Source organism: Psychrobacter sp. I-STPA10 (genome assembly GCF_021012795.1).
Classification (GTDB): Bacteria; Pseudomonadota; Gammaproteobacteria; order Pseudomonadales; family Moraxellaceae; genus Psychrobacter.
In genome coordinates, this window is the sequence record NZ_VFYU01000015.1 from 106,954 (window position 1) to 130,987 (window position 24,034).

The window sequence follows — 24,034 nt, forward strand, 5'->3', positions numbered from 1 at the left end:
GGAAACAAAGAAAATAGGTGAATAATGATACAAAAATGAGTGAGTAACAGAAGATAAAACTTAATATATCTGAGTATGAATGGCTCTATATTAATATAATTAATCTAATAAGATACTTTCATATTTTACCAGTAAGTCAAATGCTTACCTGACATGATACTACTAAAAAAATGCCACTTGCATCATATTGAATAAATTGTTTCAAATTGATGAAATCTATAGTTCGTTAATAGTGTAAGAAAAAAAGCTGAATAAGGAAACATGTTCAAGCATAAATAAAGCTGTCTGACCATCTACCGATAAGAAAGCGATAGATGACAAAGCATAGATGACAAATAATATACGACAAACAATGTCGTAAGCTACCGAACTGGGCTTTTATATTTTGCCAATATCCTTTAGGATAGCTCTGTCTTATTTTTATTAAGTGAAGTCATCTGTATGTCCGAAGTCAAAGCTACTCATGCTAATAATGTTACTAGCCAATCCAATACGCTGATGAATACAAATATGGATACTCGCTCAGTTGCTGAGTTTACCGAAAAAGCCTATCTCAACTATGCCATGTACGTCATCATGGACAGAGCCTTACCGCACATTGCCGATGGACTAAAACCTGTGCAGCGGCGGATTGTCTATGCCATGAGCGAGCTTGGGCTAAAAGCCAATGCCAAACCAAAAAAATCTGCCCGTACAGTGGGGGATGTTTTGGGTAAATATCATCCACATGGCGATACCGCTTGCTATGAAGCCATGGTACTGATGGCACAGCCGTTTAGCTATCGCTATCCGCTGATTACAGGGCAAGGCAACTGGGGCAGTCCTGATGACCCAAAATCCTTTGCTGCCATGCGCTATACCGAAGCAAAAATGTCTGCCTATGCCAATACCTTACTCACTGAGCTGGGGCAAGGCACGGTAGATTGGCAAGATAACTTTGATGGCTCAATGCAAGAGCCAGTCACCTTGCCTGCCCGCTTGCCCAATATTTTGCTTAATGGCACAACCGGTATTGCTGTAGGTATGGCAACTGACATTCCACCACACAACTTAACTGAGGTGGTACGTGCTGCCATTCGCCTGCTGAAAAACCCTGAGCTATCGGTTAAGCAAATCACCCAATCTATTCCTGCACCCGATTTACCTACCTTCGCTGAAATCATTACTAATAAAAAAGACTTACAAAAGATATATGAGACAGGGCGTGGCAGTTATAAAATGCGTGCCACCTACCATATTGATAAAAAACAAAAGAATCTGGTGATCGTTGATGCCCTACCCTACCAAGTCTCTGGCAGCAAAATCCAAGAGCAGATTGCCAAATTAATGCTTGATAAAAAGCTGCCGTGGGTGACTGACATTCATGATGAATCAGATCATGAAAATGCGTGTCGTATTGTGTTAGAGCTGCGCTCCACCCGAGTCGATGTCGATAGAGTAATGAGCCATCTATTTGCCAGTACGGACTTAGAAAGCAACTATCGAGTCAACCTCAATATGATTGGTTTAAATGGCAAACCACAGGTAAAAAACCTGAAAGAGATATTAAGTGAATGGCTTGAGAGTCGCCGTAATGTAGTCACCCGCCGTTTGCAATATCGACTCGATAAAATCGACAAACGCTTGCACATCTTGGCAGGTTTGCTTATTGCTTATCTTAATATTGATGAAGTGATTCGTATTATTCGCGAAGAGGACGACCCCAAGCTTGAGCTGATGACTTGTTATGAGTTAACAGAAGCACAAGCCAATGCCATTTTGGACATTCGTCTGCGTCAATTAGCAAGACTCGAAGAGATTGAGCTGCGCCGTGAGCAAGACGAACTCGAAGCAGAACGCGCATTGATTCAAGAGCGTTTGGACAATCCTGATAGTCTCACCAAGCTGATGATTGATGAGCTGACAGCAGATATGAAAACGCATGGCGATGACCGCCAATCGCCTGTGGTCGAGCGTGCCGAAGCACAAGCACTAAAAGAATCCGATCTTGTACCCAGTGAGCCCATCACAGCCATCTTATCCAAAGCAGGCTGGATACGAGCTGCCAAAGGACATGATGTTGATGCCGCAGGTATGAGTTACCGCTCAGGCGATGGCTATCAAGCGCATGTACATGGTAAATCAAATGAAAAAGTCTATATTCTGGATAGTACAGGACGTAGCTATAGTATTGATGCCCATACCCTCGCTTCAGCTCGAGGACAAGGTGACCCATTGACCAGTGTATTAAAACCACCCTCAGGTGCAAGATTTGAACAGCTATTAGCAGGCGATAATGAGCAACGCATTATCCTTGCCAGCTCACAAGGTTATGGTTTTATCAATCAGCTTGGCAACCTTGATACCAACCAAAAAGCAGGCAAAAATATCATTAATTTTGCTGATGATGCGCATCTGCTGACCGTGGCAACCGTAGATATCAAAACCCAAACAGACAACAAAGACGACGCAGATGCTTGTAGCACAGCAGACACACCCATACAAGATCAAATTGCCGTCGTGACTTCAGCCGGTTATTTATTGATTTTTGCGTTAGAAGAACTGCCAGAGCAAGCTCGTGGTAAAGGCAATAAACTGATTCATCTTAAAGAAGATGAAGAAGTCGTTGCTGTTATTGCTCTGTATCATGACGATAGCTTAACCATCACCGCAGGCAAACGTCATGTGACCTTAAAACCAATGGATTTGGCAAACTACACCAGTAAACGTGGCAATCGTGGTAGCCAACTGCCCAGAGGTTTTCAAAATGTGAGTGGCATTGCAATTGCTTAAGAATGTCATTTAAGGACAATATAGTTTAAGAGGGAGTCTGATATGTGTAAAAATATAAATAAAAAGTTACACAGGCAAATGAATAAATTACTATTTACCTTGTCAGTATGGTTGCCCATATCATATATGGTAACCATAACAACGATGCCAATAGCTCAAGCCCACATGTCAGAAAAGACGGCAAAGAATACATCACAGTGGGTTTGGGTCAATGAAAATGATCCAAGCGATGAATTTAAGCTGTTTGTTGACTTTGAAAACGTCATTAAACAAGACAATGCTCGTTATCAAATTAATATGAAAACAAGCACGTTACCATCGCACTATACTGCTATTTACCCCATGCCATTATACCAGCCTTATATGACCAGCCAGCAAACGATTGATTGTCAAGCTCAAACCATCACTACCTATAATCGCAAACTGTTTGCCAAAATTGAGCCAACAGCAGATTTTATTGATGTATACGCAACTTTTAAGACAGATGCAGACGCATCTAGCCCCAGTGATGAGCGTACTAATCGCTCATTATCAATGAGTGATGTGGTTGATAAACAGCTCTTTTCACGACTTTGTCAATCTAACCCTCAACCCAGTAAACAGAAATGATGACCTATATAACCAGTGGCAAACAACCACCAACTGGTTTAATAATAGATAAATAGCAACTGCACCAAAATACTAGTTATTACAATACTATTACTATTTATTTTCATCACGAACTTTATTGACTAAGTAATCAACCACTTGTGGTACTTTTGCGCCTTCACCTTGCACCACATATTTGCCTTGTACCACCACAGCAGGCACACCAGTTAATTGATAGCGTTTAGCCCCTGCTTTAGAGCGTCCCACTTTGGTACTAACCGCAAATGAATTATACAAGCTGTTGAATTTGTTTTTATCTACACCTTGTGAAGCATACCAATTAGCCAAAGAGTTTTGGTCAAATAGCTTTTTGCCGTCTTTTTGAATGGCAGAAAATAATGCTTCATGAGTTTTGTCATGATAGCCAAGCATCTGTGCTGCATAGAACCCACGAGCATTAGCTTCCCAAACTGGGTTTAAGGCTGCTGGTGACTGTAAAAACACCACATCACTGGGTTTGGTTTTTGCCCATTTTTGCATAAATGGTTCAAGGTTATAGCAGTGTGGACAGCCATACCAAAAGAACTCACGCACAATGATTTTATTACCTTCAATTGTCTCTGGGTTATCAAGTACGGTGTAATCTTTACCTGCTTGAAACTCTGCTGCCGCGGCAGGCAATGAAGCCAGACCAACTGCTGAGACTAAAGCTGCCAATACAAAACCATTTTGGGGACTAATTTTCATCGTTTTTTCCTTATACTAAAAAAGACAGCCAATCGCTTATCATTACTTTGTATATTTTTAATATATCTTATTATTATTGCAGTCGCATCATAACAATACTGCTCCAACACTGCATCAGCCGCCTTAAAAATTACTTTAGAAAGGGGTTATATAAAATATGTCAAACTAAATACAAAGCATAACGAATAACTTAGAATATATGAGTATCTGTATCATACCGCATTTCACTTGTCATTGTGAACCAAGAAGCGTACAAAGTATCTTAAATAACCGTTGTAACGATGTGAGCAATTGCAGTTATGGTTAACAATCAGGTAACATGTCATCAAATATGCCATTAAATCTGATAGATGATGTGCCTGTAGAAGCATGCTAATATAGCCAACAAATACTTCCTATATCATTAATAACTTCCTCTTTGTAGCACATTGCAGCGCGTTGTAGCACATTGTAGCGTAAGTTGCTCTTTTCCATTTTCTTTAACTTTGCGATTTTTTTTGGAGCGTCTTGTGAATCCAGCTAACCACCCATCTCATAACCAAAATACAACCAATACAGCTGATACCACCGCTGCTAATGCATCTATTGCTGCGACCAATGTTGATGCTGCCGAAATCAGTAAATTTACCCGTTTGGCAAATCAATGGTGGGACAAACAAGGAGCATTTGCAACCTTGCATGAGATTAACCCATTACGTCTTAACTGGATTGAACAAAACGTCATCGCTGGTATGAATTCTGGGCTAACTGGAAAAACCGTACTTGATGTCGGCTGTGGTGGTGGTATTTTGACCGAGTCAATGGCACGCCGTGGTGCTGATGCTACTGGTATTGATATGGGACTAGAGAACCTCAAAGCCGCACAAATCCATGCCCAGCAAAGTGGACTAACCAACAGATTGCGTTATCAGCATATTCGAGTGGAGCAGTTTGCTGCAGAAAATGCTGGCAAATTTGATGTGGTGACCTGTATGGAGATGCTTGAGCATGTCCCTGACCCTGCTGCCATTGTGCAAGCCTGCTTTAAGCTATTAAAACCAAGCGGTGTCTGCGTCTTATCCACCATTAACCGCAATCCGAAGTCCTATCTATTTGCCATCATTGGTGCAGAATATGTGTTGCGTTTGTTAGATAGAGGCACACATGACTATAGCAAATTTATCACGCCTGCTGAGCTTGATAAAATGGTGGTGAATGCTGGTTTTAATCGCCAAGATTTGATTGGTCTGCATTACAACCCAATCACCAAACGCTATTGGCTAGCACAAAATGTCGATGTCAATTATATGATGGCAGTCAAAAAGCCTGATGAGCAATTGTCTTAATTTATGGTACTTTAGGGTTAGGAATAAATAAATGTATGCTAAAGATAAAAAAGATAAATATACCAACAATATTCAAGCCATTTTATTTGATTTGGACGGTACGCTGATTGATACTGCGCCTGATTTTATTCGTATTATCAACAAAATGTGCACTAAATATCAACATACCAGTCCCTCTGAGATAGCTATTCGTGAACAAGTATCGGCAGGCTCATTTGCGATGGTAAAACTGATGTTTGGCGATAGGCTTGCTGATATGGCTAATGATAATCCACAATTATTGGCATATCGGCAAGAGTTTTTGGATACTTATGAGGCAGATATTTGCGTTGATAGTCAACTGTTTGCAGGCTTTGATGACATGCTGCATCTTATTGAAGAGCAATGCAAAAAACCTTGGGGCATTGTTACCAATAAACCCAGATACTTGGCAGAATTATTATTAGAAAAATTAGATTTAACTCATCGCTGTGCGGTGCTTATCTGTCCTGATGATGTGACCAATACTAAGCCTGACCCTGAGCCGTTATTTTTAGCCTGTCAGCAGTTAGGCGTTGAGCCAAGCCAATGCATCTATGTAGGCGACCATGTTCGTGACATTGAGGCGGGTAATCGAGCTGGTATGATAACAGTGCTTGCCAGTTATGGCTATATTCCGCCAGAGGATAAAGATGATTTAAGTGTCTGGGGGGCAGACTTTATTGTTAATAACCCAAAGCAAATGCAAAACTTTGTCGCAAATAAACTGTAGTAAAAAGTAAATCTATCATTTTAAATAGCTATAAATAATTGTGGAAATTTTTATGGATAATACAATACAAACAACTTTAACACATGAACAAATCCGCCACTATGATGCCCCAAAAGACTGCTTAAAAGGTAAAAATATTTTGGTCACTGGTGCAGGTGATGGTATTGGGCGTGTGGCAGCACTGACCTATGCCCGCTATGGTGCCACCGTTTTATTACTCGGTAAAACCACCAGCAAACTTGAATACGTTTATGATGAGATTGAAGGATTTGGTGGGGCGCAACCTGCGATGCTACCGATGAACCTAGAGTCTGCTACACAAACTGAGATGCAGCAGTTGGTTAACTTAATCGAAAAAGAGTTTAATACCCTAGATGGGGTGTTGCACAATGCGGGTATTTTAGGTCAGCTCACACCGCTTGAAATGTATGATGTCGATACCTTTGATAAGGTGATGAAAATTAACTTTAGCGCTTGCTTTACCCTGACCCAATCTTTATTGCCGCTATTAAAATCTGCTCCCCATGGCTCAGTGGTATTTACCACCAGCTCTGTGGGCACACACCCCCGCGCTTTTTGGGGAGCTTATGCGCTGTCCAAGCAAGGGGTTGAAGGCATGAGCGATATCTTTACCCAAGAGACACAAAATACCACCAATTTGCGCTTTAATTGTATCAACCCTGGTGCAACTCGTACCAATATGCGTGCTCATGCCTATCCCGGTGAAAATCCAATGAGCCTAAAAACACCCGAAGACATCATGGCAGGTTATGTGTGCTTGATGAGTGATGACAGTATTGGTGTGCGTGGGCAAGTAATTGATTTACAACCAAAGCAGATTTAGATTGAAGAATACATTATGTGCTGTACTGAGGTCTGTAGCAAGAATAGTAGAACAATAAAAGGAACCTGTTATCAAGTCGATTATAAAGTATGGTATGGCTACTATAATATGTGGGTATGCTCACTTCATCTGTGCAGCGGCTATGGCTACTGAGGTTACCAGCTTTAAAACCACCTCAACCATAAAGCAGATAACTAGCGAGTTATCTGTAGATGATTACCCCGCCTTATCCATCGCCACTGTCATCTCTTTGGCACAGCAAGGTGATGCCAATGCACAGCTACATTTGGGTTGGCGTTATGCTTTTGGGCATGGCGTTACTAAAGATATAGATAAAGCACTTGTATACTATCAACTGGCTGCTAAGCAAGATAATGCGTTGGCACAAACCATCTTAGGTATTCGCTATCTTAACGGCGATGGCGTCATTCAAGATATTAACCAGGCGCATAAATGGTTTACCCAAGCTGCTGTCCTAGGCAATGATGTTGCCAAGCTCAATTTGGCATTTATTTATCAGGGGCTTTATGATTCAGATAGTCCCAGTAATTTTTATAATCCACAACACGCACTGAGTTTATTTCAACAACTAGCCAAACAAGGTGATGACATTGCGCAACTACATTTAGCATATATTTATTATCAAGGCAGTTATGCTGATATATTGCCACAAGACTGGCAACAAGCATGGTACTGGTTTGGACAAGCTGCCATTCAGGGCAATAAGATGGCTCAATACATGCAAGCAAAAATGTATCTTGATGGTGACATAGAAACAGCCATCGCCCATGCTAGTCATTTTGATATACAGCAAGCCTTGGACTACTATCAAGCCGCAGCAATTGATGCTATTCCAGAAGCACAATATGCTCTTGGACACCTACTACAACAAGGTAATATTATCAAAAAAGATACGCAGTCGGCTATTTTCTGGCTGACAAAGGCGGCCAACCAAGGCCATACAGCCGCGCAATATGAATTGGTTGCAATTTTATATTTTGGGCAAGGCATCACCCCACAGCCAAAGAAAGCGGTTAAATTAATGCAGCAGTATGCCAGTCACAACTGACTAAAAACTTGAACAAAAAAAAAGCCCCACAACTCTGATTGAGTTGTGAGGCTTTTTGCTCTTAATGAGCCATATTTGGAGCGGGATAAGAGATTCGAACTCTCGACCCCAACCTTGGCAAGGTTATGCTCTACCACTGAGCTAATCCCGCTAATATCAGGCAACTTAATTCTTAAATAAATAATTTATTATTAAGATATCAAGTATAAAAAAACATCAAAAATAATGTTGTGCCTTAATAGGTGGGCTATTTTAGCAAATATTTCTCGCCTGTCAACACCTTTTTTTATTTTTTATAAAAAAATGCTTGATATGACAATATGACACCATTTTGATTGACTATCCCATTAAAAATAACAAGTCAACGTAAGACCATAAGTAAAGCAAACGAGTTTGGCAAAGAGTGGCTTTTTTTATCCCATTGGTATTAATTACACTTTGCTGTCATTTTTTACTTGCAGTTCGCCATGCAAGATTTATACTGAGAAGACATTTTTGCCTTATTTTTTATATTTGCTAAGTTTTTGCATCATATTGAGGATTACAATGAAAAAAATATTAACCACAGGCATTATGGTTGCCTCACTCAGCACGTTTTCTCTGGGTACATTAACTGGTTGTAGCACCACAACCAATACTGCCGCCATTGGTAGTGAGCGCCAGCAGCTATTATTAATATCCAGTGAACAAGTACAACAAATGTCTGCACAAAGCTATAATCGCATGCTTGCCGAGGCACGGGCAAAAGGTGTGCTTGATACCAATCCTGCTCAAGTTGCTCGCCTTAAAAGAATCGCCAATCGTCTTATCTCGCAGGCAAATACTTACCGTGATGACGCCGCTCGTTGGAACTGGGAAGTGCATACCATACGCTCAAATGAGCTCAATGCATTTGTGATGCCTGGTGGTAAAATCATGTTTTATTCTGGTATTGTTGACCGCCTAAACTTAACTGATGATGAAATTGCTGCCATTATGGGACATGAAATGGCACATGCGCTACGTGAACATGCTCGTGAACGTATCTCTGGTCAAATGGCGACACAAGCAGGCATTGGTATTGCTGCCAGTGTTTTTGGTCTATCGCAAGGGCAAGCACAATTAGCAACCATTGCCGGTGACCTTGGTATTAGCCGTCCCCACAGCCGTACTCAAGAAGCTGAGGCAGACAAGATTGGCTTAGTGTTACTTGCCAAAGCAGGTTATAATCCAAAAGCGGCCATCTCTTTATGGCAAAAAATGCAAAAAGCAGCTGGCGGTGAGCCACCACAATTTTTAAGTACACACCCATCAAGTAGCAATCGCATCGCTAATTTGCAAGCATTACTACCACAAGTCATGCCCTATTATGAGCAAGCCCGTCCCTAGTTTTCGAGCAAAACTGTCTTAATATTGAGTCAGGTTTTTGCAGTTTATACCAACGCAGCCAGTGTATAATATACTGGCTGCTTTTTTATATTATTCATTACCATAACGTCAGGGCAAAAACATTTGGAGAAGGCTATGAGTGTTGCCAATCAGTTAACCGAGTATTTACAAGCTTTAAAGCCGCAGCATTTGCAGCTTATTAATGAGTCGATGAATCATGCCGGCTATTTTGACGGCAAAGAAAGCCACTTTAAGCTCATCATCGTCAGTGATGATTTTGCAGGTAAACGTCTGGTGGCTCGGCATCAACAAGTTTATACCATCGCTGAGCCATTATTGACCTCGCAGGGTGGCTCTATCCATGCCTTAGCGATTCATGCCTATACACCTGATGAGTGGCAAGCGTTACTCGCCAGCGAAGGGCAAGCACCTGCCAGCCCGCAATGTGCAGGACAACGCAAAGCCTAATTTTATCGCAATTACCTCACTCTTAACTTATTTTACTAATTTGATATATGACCCCTCCCAAACCCTCCCCTTGAAGTAAGGGGAGGACTTAAAAGCCAGTGCCTCCCCCTGAGGAGGAATATAGCGAAACACTGTTTCGCCCCTGAAGAGCGTTAATAAATAGTCCAGTGGACTATTTTAGAGATGCAAGACGAAAAGCTGTGCTTGTAGTACAAGACAAGAGCTATGCTCGCCTAGTAAGTGGGAGGCTAGGAGGGGGTTGAAGTTGAGAGTGAGGTAAGCAACTAGAAATCAATAACCAACATTTATGATTCGTTATTAGCAAGCCCATCGCTCGCCAAAGGATTTTTATGAAACACTTACACATGCTGATGGCATTTTTGACCATCGGTTTATTTGTCTATCAAAGCTATTTGGTATTAAGCCGCAATGACCGTTTAGGCAAACGTGGCAAAATCATTACCCATATTTTTTATACCTTACTCATACTCTCTGGTGGTTGGATGCTGACGCTATTAATGTCGGTCAATGCCCCAGTACAATGGGTATTTGCAAAGATTATTTTGCTGATTGCCGCGATTAGTGCCAGTATCAAAGCATTTCGTGCTTCAGCAACCCCAGCACAGCAAAAAATGGGGATTTTTATCACTGCGGTGGCGTATGTGGGTATTTTGTTTTTGGCATTTAGTAAACCTGCCAATTTCTTTTGATGCTAAACTAACCACATGGATATAATTATCAAACAAATCAATTTGCAAGATTTTGGAGGCACAGTCATGACACAACATAAAACTTTAAGAAATGGATTAATGACAACTGCTGCGCTTATTGCCCTTACTGGCTGTGCCACCACCAGTAATATCAGCCCGCAATATGTCGCTCCCAGTACTTATCAAGGCTATGACTGTGCAGGTTTGCAACAAGAGATTAATCGTATCGATAGCTATATTGCACAAGCCAAAAAACAACAAACCACATTGGCCGCCACTGGCGTGGGGGTTGGTGTATCGGCAGGACGTTGGGGTATTTCACCCAATATTACCTTTGGTATTGGTAAAAGCAGCAACTCACAAGCCCGTGATGCCAAGCTATCTCGCTTATTTGGTGAACGAGATGCTGCTATACAATCAGCGCGCCTAAAAAAATGTGCCTTTGTTGCAGGGCAAAAAGTATACGGTGAGCAGTAAAATAGCGGTTAGCTATTTTTTAAGCGAACTGTTTGGCTCATTAATTGACTACTGACTAAACCCATTAAGCAATCCATTAAGTATTGGCTAATGACGTTTTTTTGCCAATACTTTTTTCCAACTGTCATCTAGCTCGTTGATGGCAAGCCACGGATTGATAATATCAGCAGCAATCTTTTGTTTTGCGTTCGTCAATGCCCATAGTTGTTTTAAAGTGGCAAATGGGTGTGGTCGCTCAATTAAATAGACAGGCACGCCACTGGCAATCATGCCGTCTCTTGCCACTTGATAATACCAACCAGCGATGCCCTGCGCTGTTATCCAAGCGGCAATGTTGTCTCTGCCCAAATACTGCCCAATTTGGTCATTAATTTTGTAGCAAGGTCGGCGTGGTTGCACAATACGCAATTGTACTGCCTGCTTTTCCTCTGCAAACTGCGCATCTTTATAGTGATACTCATCACCAAATTGAAAGACGTCGCCAATGCAAACCGTATCTTCGGTCATGCTTGGCATACCTGCCACCGCCTCGGTGGTGATGTTCTCCCCCAGTGTACCGACCCGTACTTTTAAGCCAAACTGAGCATTGATTTGCTCATAAGTCTCTACTGGCATTTGATGTACGGCTTTGAGTGGCCCGCCATGATGACGACGGTCGGCTTGTTCGTCTTCGATAAGCCCCATAAAATTCACTGCCATCACCCCATCAATGGGGGCTTTGTTAATGGCACTTGCCTGCTCTCGGGCAAAGGGCATGGCTTTTCCTGTACGCACACAAGTGACTGTGGCAATGGGGGTATGCGGGTCAATATTATTAAAACTGGTATGCATGTCAGCGATATTCCTTATACATATTATAAGTATCTATGAGTCCCTGCCCTATCCCATCTAGCGTAGACTGGTTACCCATTGCATGATTTGTGCGCTTGGCAATGCCCCTGATTGACGCGCAATTTCTTGTCCATGTTGAAAGGCAACCATGGTCGGTAGGCTACGAATGTTATAAGCTGCCGCCGCTTGCTCATATTGGTCGGTCTGCAATTTGGCAAAGACAATGTGCGGTAAAGATTGCGCTGCTGCGGCAAATTGCGGTGCCATCATCAGGCAAGGCTGACACCAGCTTGCCCAAAAGTCGATGATGGTGAGCATGTCATTTTTCTGCACGATTTTAGTTAGGCTTTGCGGATTTAGCACTATCGGACTGGCGGTAAATAAGGCTTGATGACATTTGCCACAGTTGGGCTGGGGGTTGCTATTGAGCTTGGCGGGGTCGATGCGATTGGTGGCAAGGCAATGTGGGCAGACAAGATGGCTGTTGGTTGCGCTGGGGTTTTGTTGGCTCATGGGGGTTCTCTTTTGCTTGATGGCTTTAAATATTGATGGTTTGGAATTTAACTGTTTTAGGTGCTTAGTATGATGGTAAGTTTAGTATGGTGGTAAGTTAAGATATTTTCTAGTTTGCCAGCTATCCTATTAGTTAAAGATTCGTAAAACGTGGCTGACATAAGGCTTTTTAGCCCCTGAGTGAGGATTAAGATAAAGCACTGCTTTATCCCTCACGCAAGAGAAAATGCCTTAAAGGGCATTTTCTGATATGCCAGTTATCCTATCGATGGTTAAAAAGTCGTAAAGCTTAGCTCACATAAGGCTTTTTAGCCCCGATAGTAGCGGTATCCTGCTCGGCTAGGCGTGTTGCGAGGGCTAGAGCTGAGACAGTGTCGAGGCAATAGCAATGTTTCAGCTCGTGCCATCGCCACGCCTAGTTGGGCAGATACAAGCGGATAGCGGGATTGGCTGCGACTGTTTTGCACCACTTTATACTGTTGTATTATAGTACGATGATACGCTAGGCTCGGCAAATATTTGTGATGTGGTGTGGGGATATTCGATGGTAAAAGGGTTGCGGTGGCTAGTGCCTAAATGGCTGCGTGAATATGCGCCAAAGCAGTTGCCAGCCGATGTGGTGGCAGGTCTGGTGGTGGGTATTTTGGTAATTCCGCAGAGTTTGGGCTATGCGGTATTGGCAGGGTTGCCGCCTGTGTATGGGCTGTATGCGGCAATTTTGCCAGTGCTGGTGTATGCGTGGGTGGGCTCAAGTAATGTGCAAGCGGTTGGCCCTGTGGCGATTACTGCCATTATGACCGCCAGTAGTTTGCAGCCGTTTGCACAGGCTGGCAGTACGCAATATGCGTTGATGGCAAGTTTGCTGGCGTTGATGGTGGGGGTAATGCTGTGGCTGGCAGGGCGGCTAAAACAAGGCTGGATTGTGCAGTTTATTAGCCGCGGGGTGTCGGCAGGGTTTGTTAGCGGTGCGGCGGTGCTGATTATACTCAGTCAGCTTAAATATGTGACGGGGGCTAAGATATCAGGTAGTACGCTGCTACAGTACGCCAGCTCGCTTACACAGCATTTGGACTCAGTGAATGTACCAACTTTGCTGGTGGGATTGACGGCTTTGGGGTTATTTTTGCTCAACCGCTATGGCAGCAGCTGGCTGTGGCAATCGTGGTTGTCAGATAATCAGGCAAAATGGGCGGGGCGTTTGTTTCCGTTATTGTTGGTGGTCACTGCGATTGTGCTGTCTGCGTTGGGGGATTGGGACAGGTTGGGTATTGCGGTGATTGATGCTGTACCTAGCGGCTTTCCGTCGTTTCGTCTGCCTTATGTGCCGTTAGTACACGATGCGCTGGATTTATTACCTACGGCAGCTTTGATGGCGTTAATCGCTTTTGTGTCGAGTAGCTCGGTGGCGAGTACTTATGCCCGCCAACGGGGGGAACATTTTGATGCCAATGAGGAGTTAAAAGGCTTAGGGCTTGCCAATATTGCTGGCGGATTTTTTCAGAGTTTTCCTGTAGCAGGTGGGTTTTCACGTACTGCGATTAATGTGGATTCGGGAGCGCAAACGCAGCTGGCAAGTGTGATTACGGTGGCGGTGATGGTCGCTGCTTTATTGGTACTGGGCACACTGATTGCGCCTTTGCCCTATGCCCTACTTGGGGCGATGATTATGGCATCTATTATTAGTTTGATAGATGTGCGTACCCTACGCTCGGCATGGCGTTATGACCGCTTAGATGCGCTGAGTTTTTTGGCGGCATTTGTGGGGGTATTGGCGTTTGGACTAAACACAGGACTGGTATTGGGGTTGATGGTGTCGTTTGCCAGTCTGATTTGGCAATCTAGCCAGCCGCATATTGCTGTGGTCGGACAGCTTGGTGAGACGGGGCATTTTCGTAATATCAACCGCCATAATGTAGTCACCTTTCGCAATTTGCTGATTATGCGTGTCGATGAGAGTTTGTTTTTTGGTAATAGTGAGTCGGTGCATAGCCAGATTCAAGCTGCGGTGACAAGCCACCCTGATGCTTGTGAGCTGATTCTGATTATGGCAGCGGTAAACCATATTGATTTGACCGCTCAAGAGATGCTGATTACTTTAAATAATGAGTTGGTGGCAATGGGTTGGCGGCTGCATTTTAGCTTTATCAAAGGGCCTGTGATGGATGTGATTGAGCAAACGCCAGTGATTGGTCAGCTATCAGGGCAGGTATTTATGAGTACGGTGGATGCGGTTAATCAGTTTGCTGATAAGAATCCATGATATGACCTAATCTGTCTTTGTTAGGTTGCTGCCTTAAATTGCTATCTTCAATTGCTGCCGCAAATTAACGGTAGCGCCGCTTAGGGATAATGGTTATTATAATCATATCTTTATCATTTGAATCATTTAATAAATAAGACTTTTATGCCTGCTAACTCTGATATTACTATTTATAAACAAATTTACCCAATCCAATGCCCCACGTTAGTACAGCTTGGCTATTGCTCGGTGATTAATATTCGCCCCGATGGTGAGTGTGAAACGCAGCCAAGTAGCGATGAGCTAGCGACTGCGGCAGAGCAAACCAACCTTGCCTATGTGTATTTGCCGTATGATTGTGACCGTTTAAGTCGGCAGACGATAGAAGCTTTTGCCAAACACTACCATGCGCTACCAAAACCCATCATGCTGTTTTGTGGTACGGGTAATCGGGCAAAACTCTTGTATCAAAGTGCGCTGATGCAAGGATTGCTATAATCTTAGTGAAATGAATAAAATAAATGAACAACCTTTTATCCACAACTTTTAATCATAATAAGGAATCATAATATGACGCATCAAGTCAGCTTTGCAGGACAAATCACCCCAGAGCAAGTACAACAAATCGCCGCTGATGGTTTTAAAACCATCATCAACAATCGCCCAGATGGTGAAGCGGCAGACCAACCAGCCAGCAGTGAGATTGAAGCGGCAGCAAAAGCGGCAGGTTTGGCATATAAAGAAATTTCCTTTGCTGGTAACGCTTTAACACAGCAACATGTGGAAGACTTTGCTGATTATTTTAATCAAGCTGAACAACCTATTTTAATGTTTTGCCGTACGGGCAATCGCTCCAATGGCTTGTATGAAGCAGCTAAACAGATGGACATGTTAGACGATTAATTTATAGATTATAGTTGATAGATTTTAGTTTATAGCGCTAAGCTAATTTTAATCCATACTGCTCACATACCCATGCCAATTGGCTACGTCCAAAGTTGGGGTGGGTGTTGGCAGCAGCAATCATTTCTATCACCACACTGGGCATTTTTGGTAATATAAACGGCGCATCTGTTGTTGTTAATGCGACCATCTGCCCCAAGCTACTGCTTGCCACCACGGTTATCCCCTGCCCTGATAACACCAAACTTTGTATCGCTCCCAAGCTGCCTGTACTACACAGCACTTGGCTGGCAATGTTATGCTGGCTCAAGCTTTGTATGGGTGCATGGTGAAAATGACAGCTTTCATCATAGAGAACCAACGGTACGCTTTGATTTTGCTGATAATATTGGCATAGCCTTTTAGTATCGCCATCATACGCCCACACCCCTGTATCTTGCTGTAAAAACAGTCCTGCCTTACTGGCTGATGAGCGTGATACAATCGCCACGTCAAGCTCGCCTGCGTCCAGCATCGCGCGCAGCTGCATCGAGTTATGACAGTGCACATGTATGGGCAGATTAGGCACACATTGATAAATAAGCTGGGTGACTTGAGGCAAAATTCCACCTGCATAATCATCAGGACAACCAAGCTGTAGCGGACGCATAATCTGACGACTGCCTTGCAACTGCCGCATAGCATCATCATGTAGGCTGATAATATGACGGGCGTAACCCAACAGAAACTTGCCCTCTTCGGTTAGCTTTAGCTCTCGCCCAGATTTGATAAATAAACGCTTGTCCGTTTGCTCCTCAAGCTTGTGCATCTTTTGGCTAACCGCACTTTGGCTACGGTGTACCTGCTCTGCTGCCCTTGTATAACTGCCTGTTTCTACCACTGCAATAAAACAACGCAATGCGTCAATATCCATCGCTCACTCCCTACTTTGCCTGCCTTATTATGCTTCCTTCACATTGTCATAATGCTTATCATACGTTGATTGTCGCATAATTTTGATAGGGCATTTCAGCATTTTGCTAATAGGTGCTATTAGAAGTTTGCGTTGGTTATCCTACTTAATGCTTGGCATACTCAAAGCTCATTTTTAAACTTCTTTAAACCATACTTCTTTCAAATAAGTAGGACAACATTATGAATAAACCTCTATTAATCATCGGTAATAAAAACTACTCATCATGGTCATTGCGAGCATGGCTACTACTCAAAATGTTTGATATAGACTTTAATGAACACCCCATTGCTTTATTTAGTGATAGTTCCAAACCCATCTTACAAGCACACTCTGCCACAGGCAAAGTGCCTGTATTGGTTGATGATGGCATTAATATTTGTGACAGCTTGGCGATTGCTTTGTATGTTAATGACTATCTAACTGATAAAAGCATTTGGGGTAATGAGAAAAACAGTAAAGCCGAACGTAGCCATTGCCAAAGTTTGGTGGCTGAGATGCACTCAGGACTGATGGGGATACGTAGTGAAATGCCAATGAATATTCGAGCCACTGCCCGTATTCAGCCAAGTAAACAATGTTTGGCAGACATTGCGAGGGTTGAGCAAATCTTTGCCCAGTGTTTGCAAAATAAGGCTAAAAGCAGTGACTTATCTGAAGGATATTTGTTTGGTGAATTTAGCGTTGCCGATGCATTTTTTGCCCCTGTCATTTTTCGGCTCAAAACTTATGCCGATGCATCAAAAATTGCCCTAAAGCCCACCACTGAGAAATATTGCGAGGTAATGCTAAGTAACCCTTATATGCAACAATGGCAAGCATTGGCATTGCAAGAAACGCAGGTCATCGCTGATGATGAAGCAGGGGAAATTGTGCGTGTGGTGGGGGTTTTGGGATAAGATAAATTATTTTATCTCATCGCCTAGAGCGTCTAATGAATGATTCAAACCGCCACTACCGTGTACCAAGATACCAGCACCAGCCACACAGTAGGTGTGATAATCCTCCACCTCAATGTTATACACCGTGGTGGTGTATAATGGATAGGCAATACCTGAGGCCTCTGCCCCTGTGTAGCCCTGCCGGTCATAATACGGATAGGCGGGGCTATCTTCGGGACTGAGTGGCTCAACATGACTATTAGGACATGCATCATCAAGTACCCAGATTTGCCCATATACGTCCACTTCTGCTTCTTTATCGCAAAAATCAATTAGGAATCCTTCTTCTGCTCCTTGCCAACCTACCATCTCTTTGCCACCTTGCAAGTAGGCATAGTCTGGACTGAACGCCTGATACAAGGGCTTGACCGAACACACGGTGTAGTATTCGTTATGAACACTACTTTTCACCAAATCACCTATCATCAGCTGATCTACCCGCTTCCAACGTGGCTCGTCATAATAGGTAACGTTAGCAAACTCGCCTACTTCGTTCACATCATCGGTATAGCCATAGACCATAAACGGATGGTTGGGGGTGACGGCTAGGTTTACATTGATATAGCCTAGACCACTTCCTAGATCTGACAGCCCCAAATACCAGATGGCTTGCGCTTCGTGCTTAAAGGTATTGATAACCCGTTTTGGCGTACGCTCCCCAATGCCGTTTTCTGGCATTGCCATGACCATGTCTCCCACCTTAAGCTCTTTGATGGGCTTCCAATAAGGAAATTCAGGTATCGATACCCATGTGCCACCAACAAAGCACGCCATATTGCTTGATTGGGTGTTGGCGATTGCCCGCCGCTTTATCTCAGCATACATGGCATTGTTTGTATTGTTTTGCATACTTATTTACTCTTAATTAAATAATATTATTTAATGATAATAACAAAAAAACCACCTTAAATAAGGTGGTTTTTTCGATTTATCTAAGTCTGTCTAAATTATACAAAACTATTACATTACTAAATATTCAAAAGCACTTAATGCACCTTCGCCCCGAAGACCGTTAAAAAACCGTCTGGGGGACGGTTTTTAGGTCTGAGCCACACAAGCTATGCTTGTGTGTGGGCTGGTGAAAAATAAATTAATGATATTACTGCATTACCAAATATTCAAAAGCACTTAACGCAGCCTTACTACCCTCGCCCATAGCAATATTAATCTGCTTAAATGGAACAGTAGTCACATCACCACAAGCAAAGATACCTTTACGGTCAGTACGGCAACGCTCATCAATCTCAATCTCACCAAAGCGGTTAACATCAACAAAGCCTTTGACAAATTCAGAGTTTGGCACAAGCCCAATCTGCACAAACACCGCAGACAAATCTAACTCTTTAACCTCACCTGTTTCACGCTCTTCATAGACGATTGAAGTTACTTTGCCATCAGTTGCCTTAATCTCTTTGGTAGCAACCGAAGTCATAATATCAATATTAGCAGTTTCATTGGCTTTATTGACTAATACTTGGTCAGCTTTTAGCGTATCGGCAAACTCAAATACAGTCACATGCTTAACGATACCTGCCAAATCCAGTGCTGCCTCAATACCTGAGTTACCACCGCCAATAACTGCCACATCTTTACCTTTAAAGAAAGGACCATCACAATGCGGGCAGTACGCCACACCATTACCGATATTTTCTTCTTCACCGGGGATATTTAGCTTACGCCATTGAGCCCCTGTTGCTAAGATAATGCTACGGGTTTCAAACTGCTCACCAGTATTTAGATGAATCGCATAATTTTCATCTTTAGTTTCTGTTAACTCTTTAACACGCACATGCTCTTTTAGATTAATTTCATATTCTTTTAGATGCTTGGCAAAGTTTGCAGACAGCTCGCTACCATTGGTTAATGGTACAGAGATTAAGTTTTCAATGTCTTGCGTATCTTTCACCTGACCACCAACACGGTCAGCCACGATGGTTACTTTTAAGCCTTTACGAGCAGTATAAATGGCTGCTGCCACGCCAGCAGGTCCACCACCGATGATGGTCACATCTTGCTGTTCTAATTGTGCCGTCTCATCATTACCGCCTGCTAGAATTTCAGGATATTGCTCTTGCAATTTTTCAATCAATTTAGCAGTGTCAATTTTACCGTTAGCAAATGGTTTACCATTTAAAAATACCGCAGGTACACCTTGGATATTATTGGCATCGACTTGCTCTTGGAACAATGCGCCATCAATCATTTCTGCATTGATGTTGTCATTAAGTAGGGCAAATTGGTTTAACGCTTGCACCACATCAGGGCAGTTATGACAGCTCAGTGAAATATATGTCTGAAACTGTAGTGGCTGAGTAATATTTTTGATGATTTTTTGAATACCTTCATCAAGTTTTAGTGTGTGTCCGCCCGCTTGCAACATTGCCAAAATCAATGAGCTAAACTCATGTCCACCGGGGATACCACTAAAGACAATACCTGTATCTTTACCTTCAGAGGTGATTTTAAAGCTGATAGGGCTAGGTAGGCTGTCATCAACCGCTTGTGGGTCAAAGTTGATTTTATCCGTGGTACCTGCAATTTTAGTTAAAAAATCGACTAATTCGCTACGTTTTTCATGCTCACCACTACCTAGAGTCATGGTGATTGGACGAGTCATATTTTCGCTGTAGCTTTTTACCGCATCTAATAAACCTTGGTCTAACATAGATAGTTCCTTATTAAGGTTGAATTTGAATATTATGATTATGAGAAGTTAAGTATTTTGTGCATAATTTATTAACAATATCTCAATAAATGAGTTGTCTTTTTGATGCATACATTATCAATGTTTTTGGAGCTTATCTCAATCAGAGAAAGTCAAACACTACAATATATAAAACAAATCATCAATAAAAATACGTTTTGTTTTTCTGATGAAAAAACTAATTTTGCCTCATAAAAAATATATGCTAGCGTCATACCATTTTTTTGTTACAATCATATTAGCAGCGGTGCTTTTCACCTTGCTTGTATAAATAAAACCAATGAAAAGGATAATATTATGTTCCATGAACATCGTGAGTTAATTAGTGAGCTAAAACAAACTGATGCCCATTTTGCCAAATTGTTTGATGAACACAATGACCTTGATAACGAGATTGATAAATTGGAGAATGATGTGGTGAAGCATGCCAGTCGTGAAGAAGAAATCGAAATCAAAAAACGGCAGAAACTACACCTCAAAGATGAGATTTATAAAATCTTAGAGAGTCATAAAAAATAAGCGATAACGATACATATTAGCACTAAAAAAACCTTATCTTCGGATAAGGTTTTTTATTGCATGGTTTATTGGGAAGACGAACAATCTAAAAAATACCATCTACTTACTATCAGTCAAACTTGTGTTGTCATAACTTTGACACATTGACCTCGTAAAGTATCAGTTCAAGACAGATATATGAATAACAAAAAATATATATAGGAATGATATAGGACAGAAAATAAGCCTATTAGGACAAGACATTTTGAAAGCAAAAAAGATCATTGCCCCCATTTTATTATTATTAGTTATTAGTGTACTGAGTGCCATTGGGTATTTATCATGGACAGCCCGACAAGTCGCACAACAAATCATCACCGTCAGCGGCTTGATTGGCTCTGAAAAAAAGGATTTTTTTGATGATCCTGAAGTACAGCGCATTTTAGCAGATGATTATCAACTGAAAGTAGAGTATGAAAGCGTTGGCTCACGCCGTATTGCTACTGTAGGTGGGGCAAAAGGGGCGGTCAATAAGTATGATTTTGCCTTTCCTGCGGGCACACCTGCCGCCGAAAAAATCAGCCGAGATTATCACCCCACTGCCAGTTATCGCATCTTTTTTACCCCAATGGCAGTTGCCAGTTGGCGACCTGTGGTTGATGTCTTACAAAAAAATGGCATCGTGCAAAAACGTACCGCTAACGCCACCAATGCAGGTTATTATGGGATTTTGGACATGAATGCCCTGCTAAATTTAATGTACACCCAAACTCGCTGGAAAGATCTGCCCAACAATCAAAGCTTTGATATCGGACGCCAAGTACTGATCAAGTCAACCAACATCACTTCATCAAACTCCGCTGCCATGTATTTGAGTTTGGCAAGCTATTTGGCAAATCAAGATCAAGTCGTTGCCAACTCTACTCAAGCAGCACAAGTACTGCCCAGTATGTTGCCCTTATTTAGTAATCAAGGATTTTTGGCAGGGTCATCAGCCACACCTTTTGAAGATTATCTGATTAAAGGCATGGGCAACTCTCCGTTAGTGATGATTTATGAATCACAATATTTGTATCAAGCCAGTCTCAATGACGGCAGTATCCGAAATGAAATGATACTGTTATATCCCGAACCAACTATTTTTACTCAGCATACCTTATTGGCAATGAATGAGGCAGGAGAAAAGCTTGGTGCCGCACTCAATGATGACCCACAATTACAAAAGCTTGCCATTGCTCATGGCTATCGCAGTAATAACACCGCTCTGACATCTGCTTTTGAGCAAAATCTAACCCAGCATAATATTGAATATATTCCAACCACCCTAACCGAAGTCATTGAAACCCCCAGTTATGATTTATTAGAGTTGATGATTAGTAAGCTTGAGAGTCAATTAAATCAATAATTGACAGGATTGACCTGATTAAACAGATTAACGTTATTGGCTGTCAATTTATGATGCCAAGTTATGACTATTGAGCATTTACCTCTTGTTTTACCATTTTGATAGTGTTGATAAAGTAGAATGACTTATGACCCAATTAGCCCCCACAACTGTCTCTATCAATCAGCGGTCACCAATAAACGAGCAAGCGCATATGCATATATTGATACCTCTTATCACAATATATGCCACAATACGGCTAAAACCCATCGGCACGATTAGCAACTGGTTATGTACTTTGTTGATGTTATTTACTGTTGTGTTGTTCAGTGGTTGCCAAGACAACAGTTCAATACAAAATACAGACGCATCACAAGATGAAATTCAAGCGGCTGATTTGGCAAATCCAAAGATATTGACCATCTTAGCAGGCTCAGAGCTGCAAGATATTGAACCATTATTACCCGACATCAAAAAAAATACTGGCATTGAGCTAAAACTACACTATAGTGGCACACTAGATGGCGTCGACAGCATCAATCAAGGCAGCTTAGTAGATGCCGCTTGGTTTTCACATGCCAAGTATTTGAGCCTAACCAATCAAAATAAAATTCATGCCCAAACCCCAATCATGCTGTCACCTGTGATTATGGGCATCAAAAAAAGCAGCGCAGAAACGCTGGGCTGGACCACGCCACAAGGTAACTTAAAAGCAGACATTACATGGCAAACCATCGCTGAAGCGTCCAAAGCAGGACAACTAAAATATGCCATGACCAATCCTGCCGCCAGTAATTCAGGCTTTACAGCACTGATGGGGGTCGCCTCTGCCTTTGCAGGGACTTCAGACGCACCCACCTCTGCGGACATCAAAAAAGTCACCCCACAACTAAAAGATTTTTTTCATGGACAAACACTCACCTCAGGCAGCTCAGGTTGGCTTGCAGACGCTTATATACAAGATCAAAATAACCTTGATGCAATCATTAATTATGAATCGGTATTGATGCAATTAAACGCCAGTGGCAAGCTAAGTGATCCTCTATTACTACTCTATCCCAAAGAAGGCATTGTCACGGCTGATTATCCACTTACCCTGCTCAATTTTGATAAAAAAGAAGCTTATGATGCGGTGGTCAACTACTTAAAAAGTACCGATGTACAACAAAAAATCCTGCAACAAACCCATCGTCGTCCTGTCAATCATCAAGTGGCACTTAGCCCAGATTTTTATCAAGGATTATTGGTTGAACTACCCTTCCCTAACTCACAGCAAGTCATTGATGAATTACTCATGGACTTTGCCAATCAGCTACGCAATCCTGCTTATGCCCTATTTTTATTGGATATTTCAGCATCTATGCAAGGTGATGGTATCAGTCAGCTTAAAAATGCGTTGCTGGCACTGACCGATGATCCTCAGGATATCGGCAATCAACGCTTTTCTCAGTTTGCAGATAATGAAGTGGTGGCACTAAAGCCATTTAATGATGAAACTTTTGAAATTCATAGTTTTTATATTTCTGATCACACCCGTCCTAAGCTACGTCAAGATATCAATGGACTTAATCCCCAAGGCGGCACTGCCATTTATAACGCTTTGCTTAATGCGTATCAAACCCTTGCGACGAGTAATAAAATTGATGCAAAAAATCGCCAAGATAACCCAGATTTGGCAAATCAACCGCCCTATTATTATACCATTGTCTTAATGACCGATGGACAAAATACCGATGGCATTGATTTTGAAGCATTTAAACAACAGTACCAAACTCTACCAATAGACACGCAAAAAATTCGCACCTTTATCGTCTTATTTGGCGATGCCGATGCAGATGAATTACAACAAGTAGCGACATTAACAAGGGGCAAAATATTTGATGGTCGTCAGGGTAATTTGGCAGCCGTCTTTCGGCAAATTCGGGGTTATCAATAAATCGTGATTTTCAA

At 42.2% G+C, this 24,034-nt stretch carries 24 protein-coding genes and 1 tRNA gene; 17 read left to right on the top strand and 8 right to left on the bottom strand.

All coding sequences use genetic code 11. The features are described from left to right. Positions 1–498 precede the first annotated feature (498 nt). Both parC and FHK89_RS07375 read left to right on the top strand, forming a co-directional pair. Complete coding sequence (gene parC / locus FHK89_RS07370) at positions 499–2,772, top strand: DNA topoisomerase IV subunit A (protein ID WP_230658814.1); 2,274 nt, start codon at positions 499–501, stop codon at positions 2,770–2,772. Between the two features lie 78 nt (positions 2,773–2,850). After that, positions 2,851–3,381 (top strand): hypothetical protein, encoded by a 531-nt coding sequence (locus tag FHK89_RS07375; RefSeq protein ID WP_230658649.1) that lies wholly within the window; start codon positions 2,851–2,853, stop codon positions 3,379–3,381. A 93-nt stretch (positions 3,382–3,474) separates the two neighbouring features. Here FHK89_RS07375 and FHK89_RS07380 read toward each other — a convergent pair whose 3' ends face one another. Continuing rightward, a complete protein-coding gene (locus FHK89_RS07380) occupies positions 3,475–4,107 on the bottom strand; it encodes a thiol:disulfide interchange protein DsbA/DsbL (RefSeq protein ID WP_230658651.1) in 633 nt (210 codons plus the stop codon). Positions 4,108–4,691: 584 nt separating this feature from the next. Here FHK89_RS07380 and ubiG point away from each other — a divergent pair. The 4 genes from ubiG to FHK89_RS07400 all read left to right on the top strand — a co-directional run bounded on the left by ubiG (position 4,692) and on the right by FHK89_RS07400 (position 8,096). Next, entirely contained in the window at positions 4,692–5,432 is a 741-nt protein-coding gene (gene ubiG / locus FHK89_RS07385) for a bifunctional 2-polyprenyl-6-hydroxyphenol methylase/3-demethylubiquinol 3-O-methyltransferase UbiG (protein ID WP_230658816.1), read from the top strand. 31 nt (positions 5,433–5,463) lie between these two features. After that, complete coding sequence (locus FHK89_RS07390) at positions 5,464–6,183, top strand: HAD family hydrolase (RefSeq protein WP_230658652.1); 720 nt, start codon at positions 5,464–5,466, stop codon at positions 6,181–6,183. 52 nt (positions 6,184–6,235) lie between these two features. Continuing rightward, positions 6,236–7,027 (top strand): YciK family oxidoreductase, encoded by a 792-nt coding sequence (locus tag FHK89_RS07395; protein ID WP_230658654.1) that lies wholly within the window; start codon positions 6,236–6,238, stop codon positions 7,025–7,027. Between the two features lie 142 nt (positions 7,028–7,169). Further along, the gene (locus tag FHK89_RS07400) at positions 7,170–8,096 is read left to right on the top strand and encodes a tetratricopeptide repeat protein (protein ID WP_230658656.1); all 927 of its coding nucleotides are present in this window, start codon (positions 7,170–7,172) and stop codon (positions 8,094–8,096) included. Between the two features lie 76 nt (positions 8,097–8,172). Here the strand turns inward: FHK89_RS07400 and FHK89_RS07405 are convergent. Next, positions 8,173–8,247: transfer RNA gene (locus FHK89_RS07405), tRNA-Gly, on the bottom strand. Between the two features lie 395 nt (positions 8,248–8,642). Here FHK89_RS07405 and FHK89_RS07410 point away from each other — a divergent pair. The 4 genes from FHK89_RS07410 (at position 8,643) to FHK89_RS07425 (ending at position 11,119) form a co-directional block, all read left to right on the top strand. Continuing rightward, on the top strand, positions 8,643–9,464 hold the full coding sequence (locus FHK89_RS07410; protein ID WP_230658658.1) for a M48 family metallopeptidase: 822 nt from the start codon (positions 8,643–8,645) through the stop codon (positions 9,462–9,464). 135 nt (positions 9,465–9,599) lie between these two features. Next, complete coding sequence (locus tag FHK89_RS07415; RefSeq protein WP_230658660.1) at positions 9,600–9,932, top strand: BolA family protein; 333 nt, start codon at positions 9,600–9,602, stop codon at positions 9,930–9,932. Positions 9,933–10,282: 350 nt separating this feature from the next. After that, positions 10,283–10,642, top strand: coding sequence for a SirB2 family protein (locus tag FHK89_RS07420; protein WP_230658662.1), 360 nt, complete (start codon positions 10,283–10,285; stop codon positions 10,640–10,642). A gap of 66 nt (positions 10,643–10,708) precedes the next feature. Then, positions 10,709–11,119 carry a hypothetical protein gene (locus tag FHK89_RS07425; RefSeq protein ID WP_230658664.1) on the top strand — a complete coding sequence of 137 codons (411 nt, stop codon included), beginning with the start codon at positions 10,709–10,711 and terminating at the stop codon, positions 11,117–11,119. Between the two features lie 87 nt (positions 11,120–11,206). Here FHK89_RS07425 and FHK89_RS07430 read toward each other — a convergent pair whose 3' ends face one another. The 3 genes from FHK89_RS07430 to FHK89_RS07440 form a co-directional block, all read right to left on the bottom strand. Further along, entirely contained in the window at positions 11,207–11,950 is a 744-nt protein-coding gene (locus tag FHK89_RS07430; RefSeq protein ID WP_230658666.1) for an MOSC domain-containing protein, read from the bottom strand. A 57-nt stretch (positions 11,951–12,007) separates the two neighbouring features. Beyond that, positions 12,008–12,463 carry a thioredoxin gene (gene trxA / locus FHK89_RS07435; protein ID WP_230658668.1) on the bottom strand — a complete coding sequence of 152 codons (456 nt, stop codon included), beginning with the start codon at positions 12,461–12,463 and terminating at the stop codon, positions 12,008–12,010. A gap of 308 nt (positions 12,464–12,771) precedes the next feature. Then, entirely contained in the window at positions 12,772–12,930 is a 159-nt protein-coding gene (locus FHK89_RS07440) for a hypothetical protein (RefSeq protein ID WP_230658670.1), read from the bottom strand. A gap of 77 nt (positions 12,931–13,007) precedes the next feature. Here FHK89_RS07440 and FHK89_RS07445 point away from each other — a divergent pair, with 77 nt between their 5' ends. From FHK89_RS07445 to FHK89_RS07455, 3 genes are all read left to right on the top strand, one after another. Then, the gene (locus FHK89_RS07445) at positions 13,008–14,723 is read left to right on the top strand and encodes a SulP family inorganic anion transporter (RefSeq protein WP_230658672.1); all 1,716 of its coding nucleotides are present in this window, start codon (positions 13,008–13,010) and stop codon (positions 14,721–14,723) included. A 144-nt stretch (positions 14,724–14,867) separates the two neighbouring features. Next, positions 14,868–15,200 (top strand): beta-lactamase hydrolase domain-containing protein, encoded by a 333-nt coding sequence (locus tag FHK89_RS07450; protein WP_230658674.1) that lies wholly within the window; start codon positions 14,868–14,870, stop codon positions 15,198–15,200. A 72-nt stretch (positions 15,201–15,272) separates the two neighbouring features. Further along, positions 15,273–15,605, top strand: coding sequence for a TIGR01244 family sulfur transferase (locus tag FHK89_RS07455; protein WP_230658676.1), 333 nt, complete (start codon positions 15,273–15,275; stop codon positions 15,603–15,605). Positions 15,606–15,642: 37 nt separating this feature from the next. On the opposite strand, the gene FHK89_RS07460 is transcribed toward FHK89_RS07455, so the two are convergent. Continuing rightward, positions 15,643–16,518: a LysR family transcriptional regulator gene (locus FHK89_RS07460; protein ID WP_230658678.1), complete on the bottom strand. Its 876-nt coding sequence runs from the start codon at positions 16,516–16,518 to the stop codon at positions 15,643–15,645. A 221-nt stretch (positions 16,519–16,739) separates the two neighbouring features. Here FHK89_RS07460 and FHK89_RS07465 point away from each other — a divergent pair, with 221 nt between their 5' ends. Further along, positions 16,740–17,456, top strand: coding sequence for a glutathione S-transferase family protein (locus tag FHK89_RS07465; protein ID WP_230658680.1), 717 nt, complete (start codon positions 16,740–16,742; stop codon positions 17,454–17,456). A 6-nt stretch (positions 17,457–17,462) separates the two neighbouring features. Here the strand turns inward: FHK89_RS07465 and FHK89_RS07470 are convergent, their stop codons facing one another. Then, positions 17,463–18,347, bottom strand: a complete 885-nt coding sequence (locus FHK89_RS07470) for a Hint domain-containing protein (RefSeq protein WP_230658682.1) — start codon at positions 18,345–18,347, stop codon at positions 17,463–17,465. A 250-nt stretch (positions 18,348–18,597) separates the two neighbouring features. Further along, entirely contained in the window at positions 18,598–20,163 is a 1,566-nt protein-coding gene (ahpF, locus tag FHK89_RS07475) for an alkyl hydroperoxide reductase subunit F (RefSeq protein WP_230658684.1), read from the bottom strand. 336 nt (positions 20,164–20,499) lie between these two features. On the opposite strand from ahpF, the gene FHK89_RS07480 reads away from it, so the two are divergent. The 3 genes from FHK89_RS07480 to FHK89_RS07490 all read left to right on the top strand — a co-directional run bounded on the left by FHK89_RS07480 (position 20,500) and on the right by FHK89_RS07490 (position 24,020). Then, entirely contained in the window at positions 20,500–20,721 is a 222-nt protein-coding gene (locus tag FHK89_RS07480) for a YdcH family protein (protein ID WP_230658686.1), read from the top strand. 244 nt (positions 20,722–20,965) lie between these two features. Beyond that, on the top strand, positions 20,966–22,105 hold the full coding sequence (locus FHK89_RS07485) for a hypothetical protein (protein WP_230658688.1): 1,140 nt from the start codon (positions 20,966–20,968) through the stop codon (positions 22,103–22,105). Positions 22,106–22,232: 127 nt separating this feature from the next. After that, complete coding sequence (locus FHK89_RS07490) at positions 22,233–24,020, top strand: vWA domain-containing protein (RefSeq protein WP_230658690.1); 1,788 nt, start codon at positions 22,233–22,235, stop codon at positions 24,018–24,020. Positions 24,021–24,034: the final 14 nt, after the last annotated feature.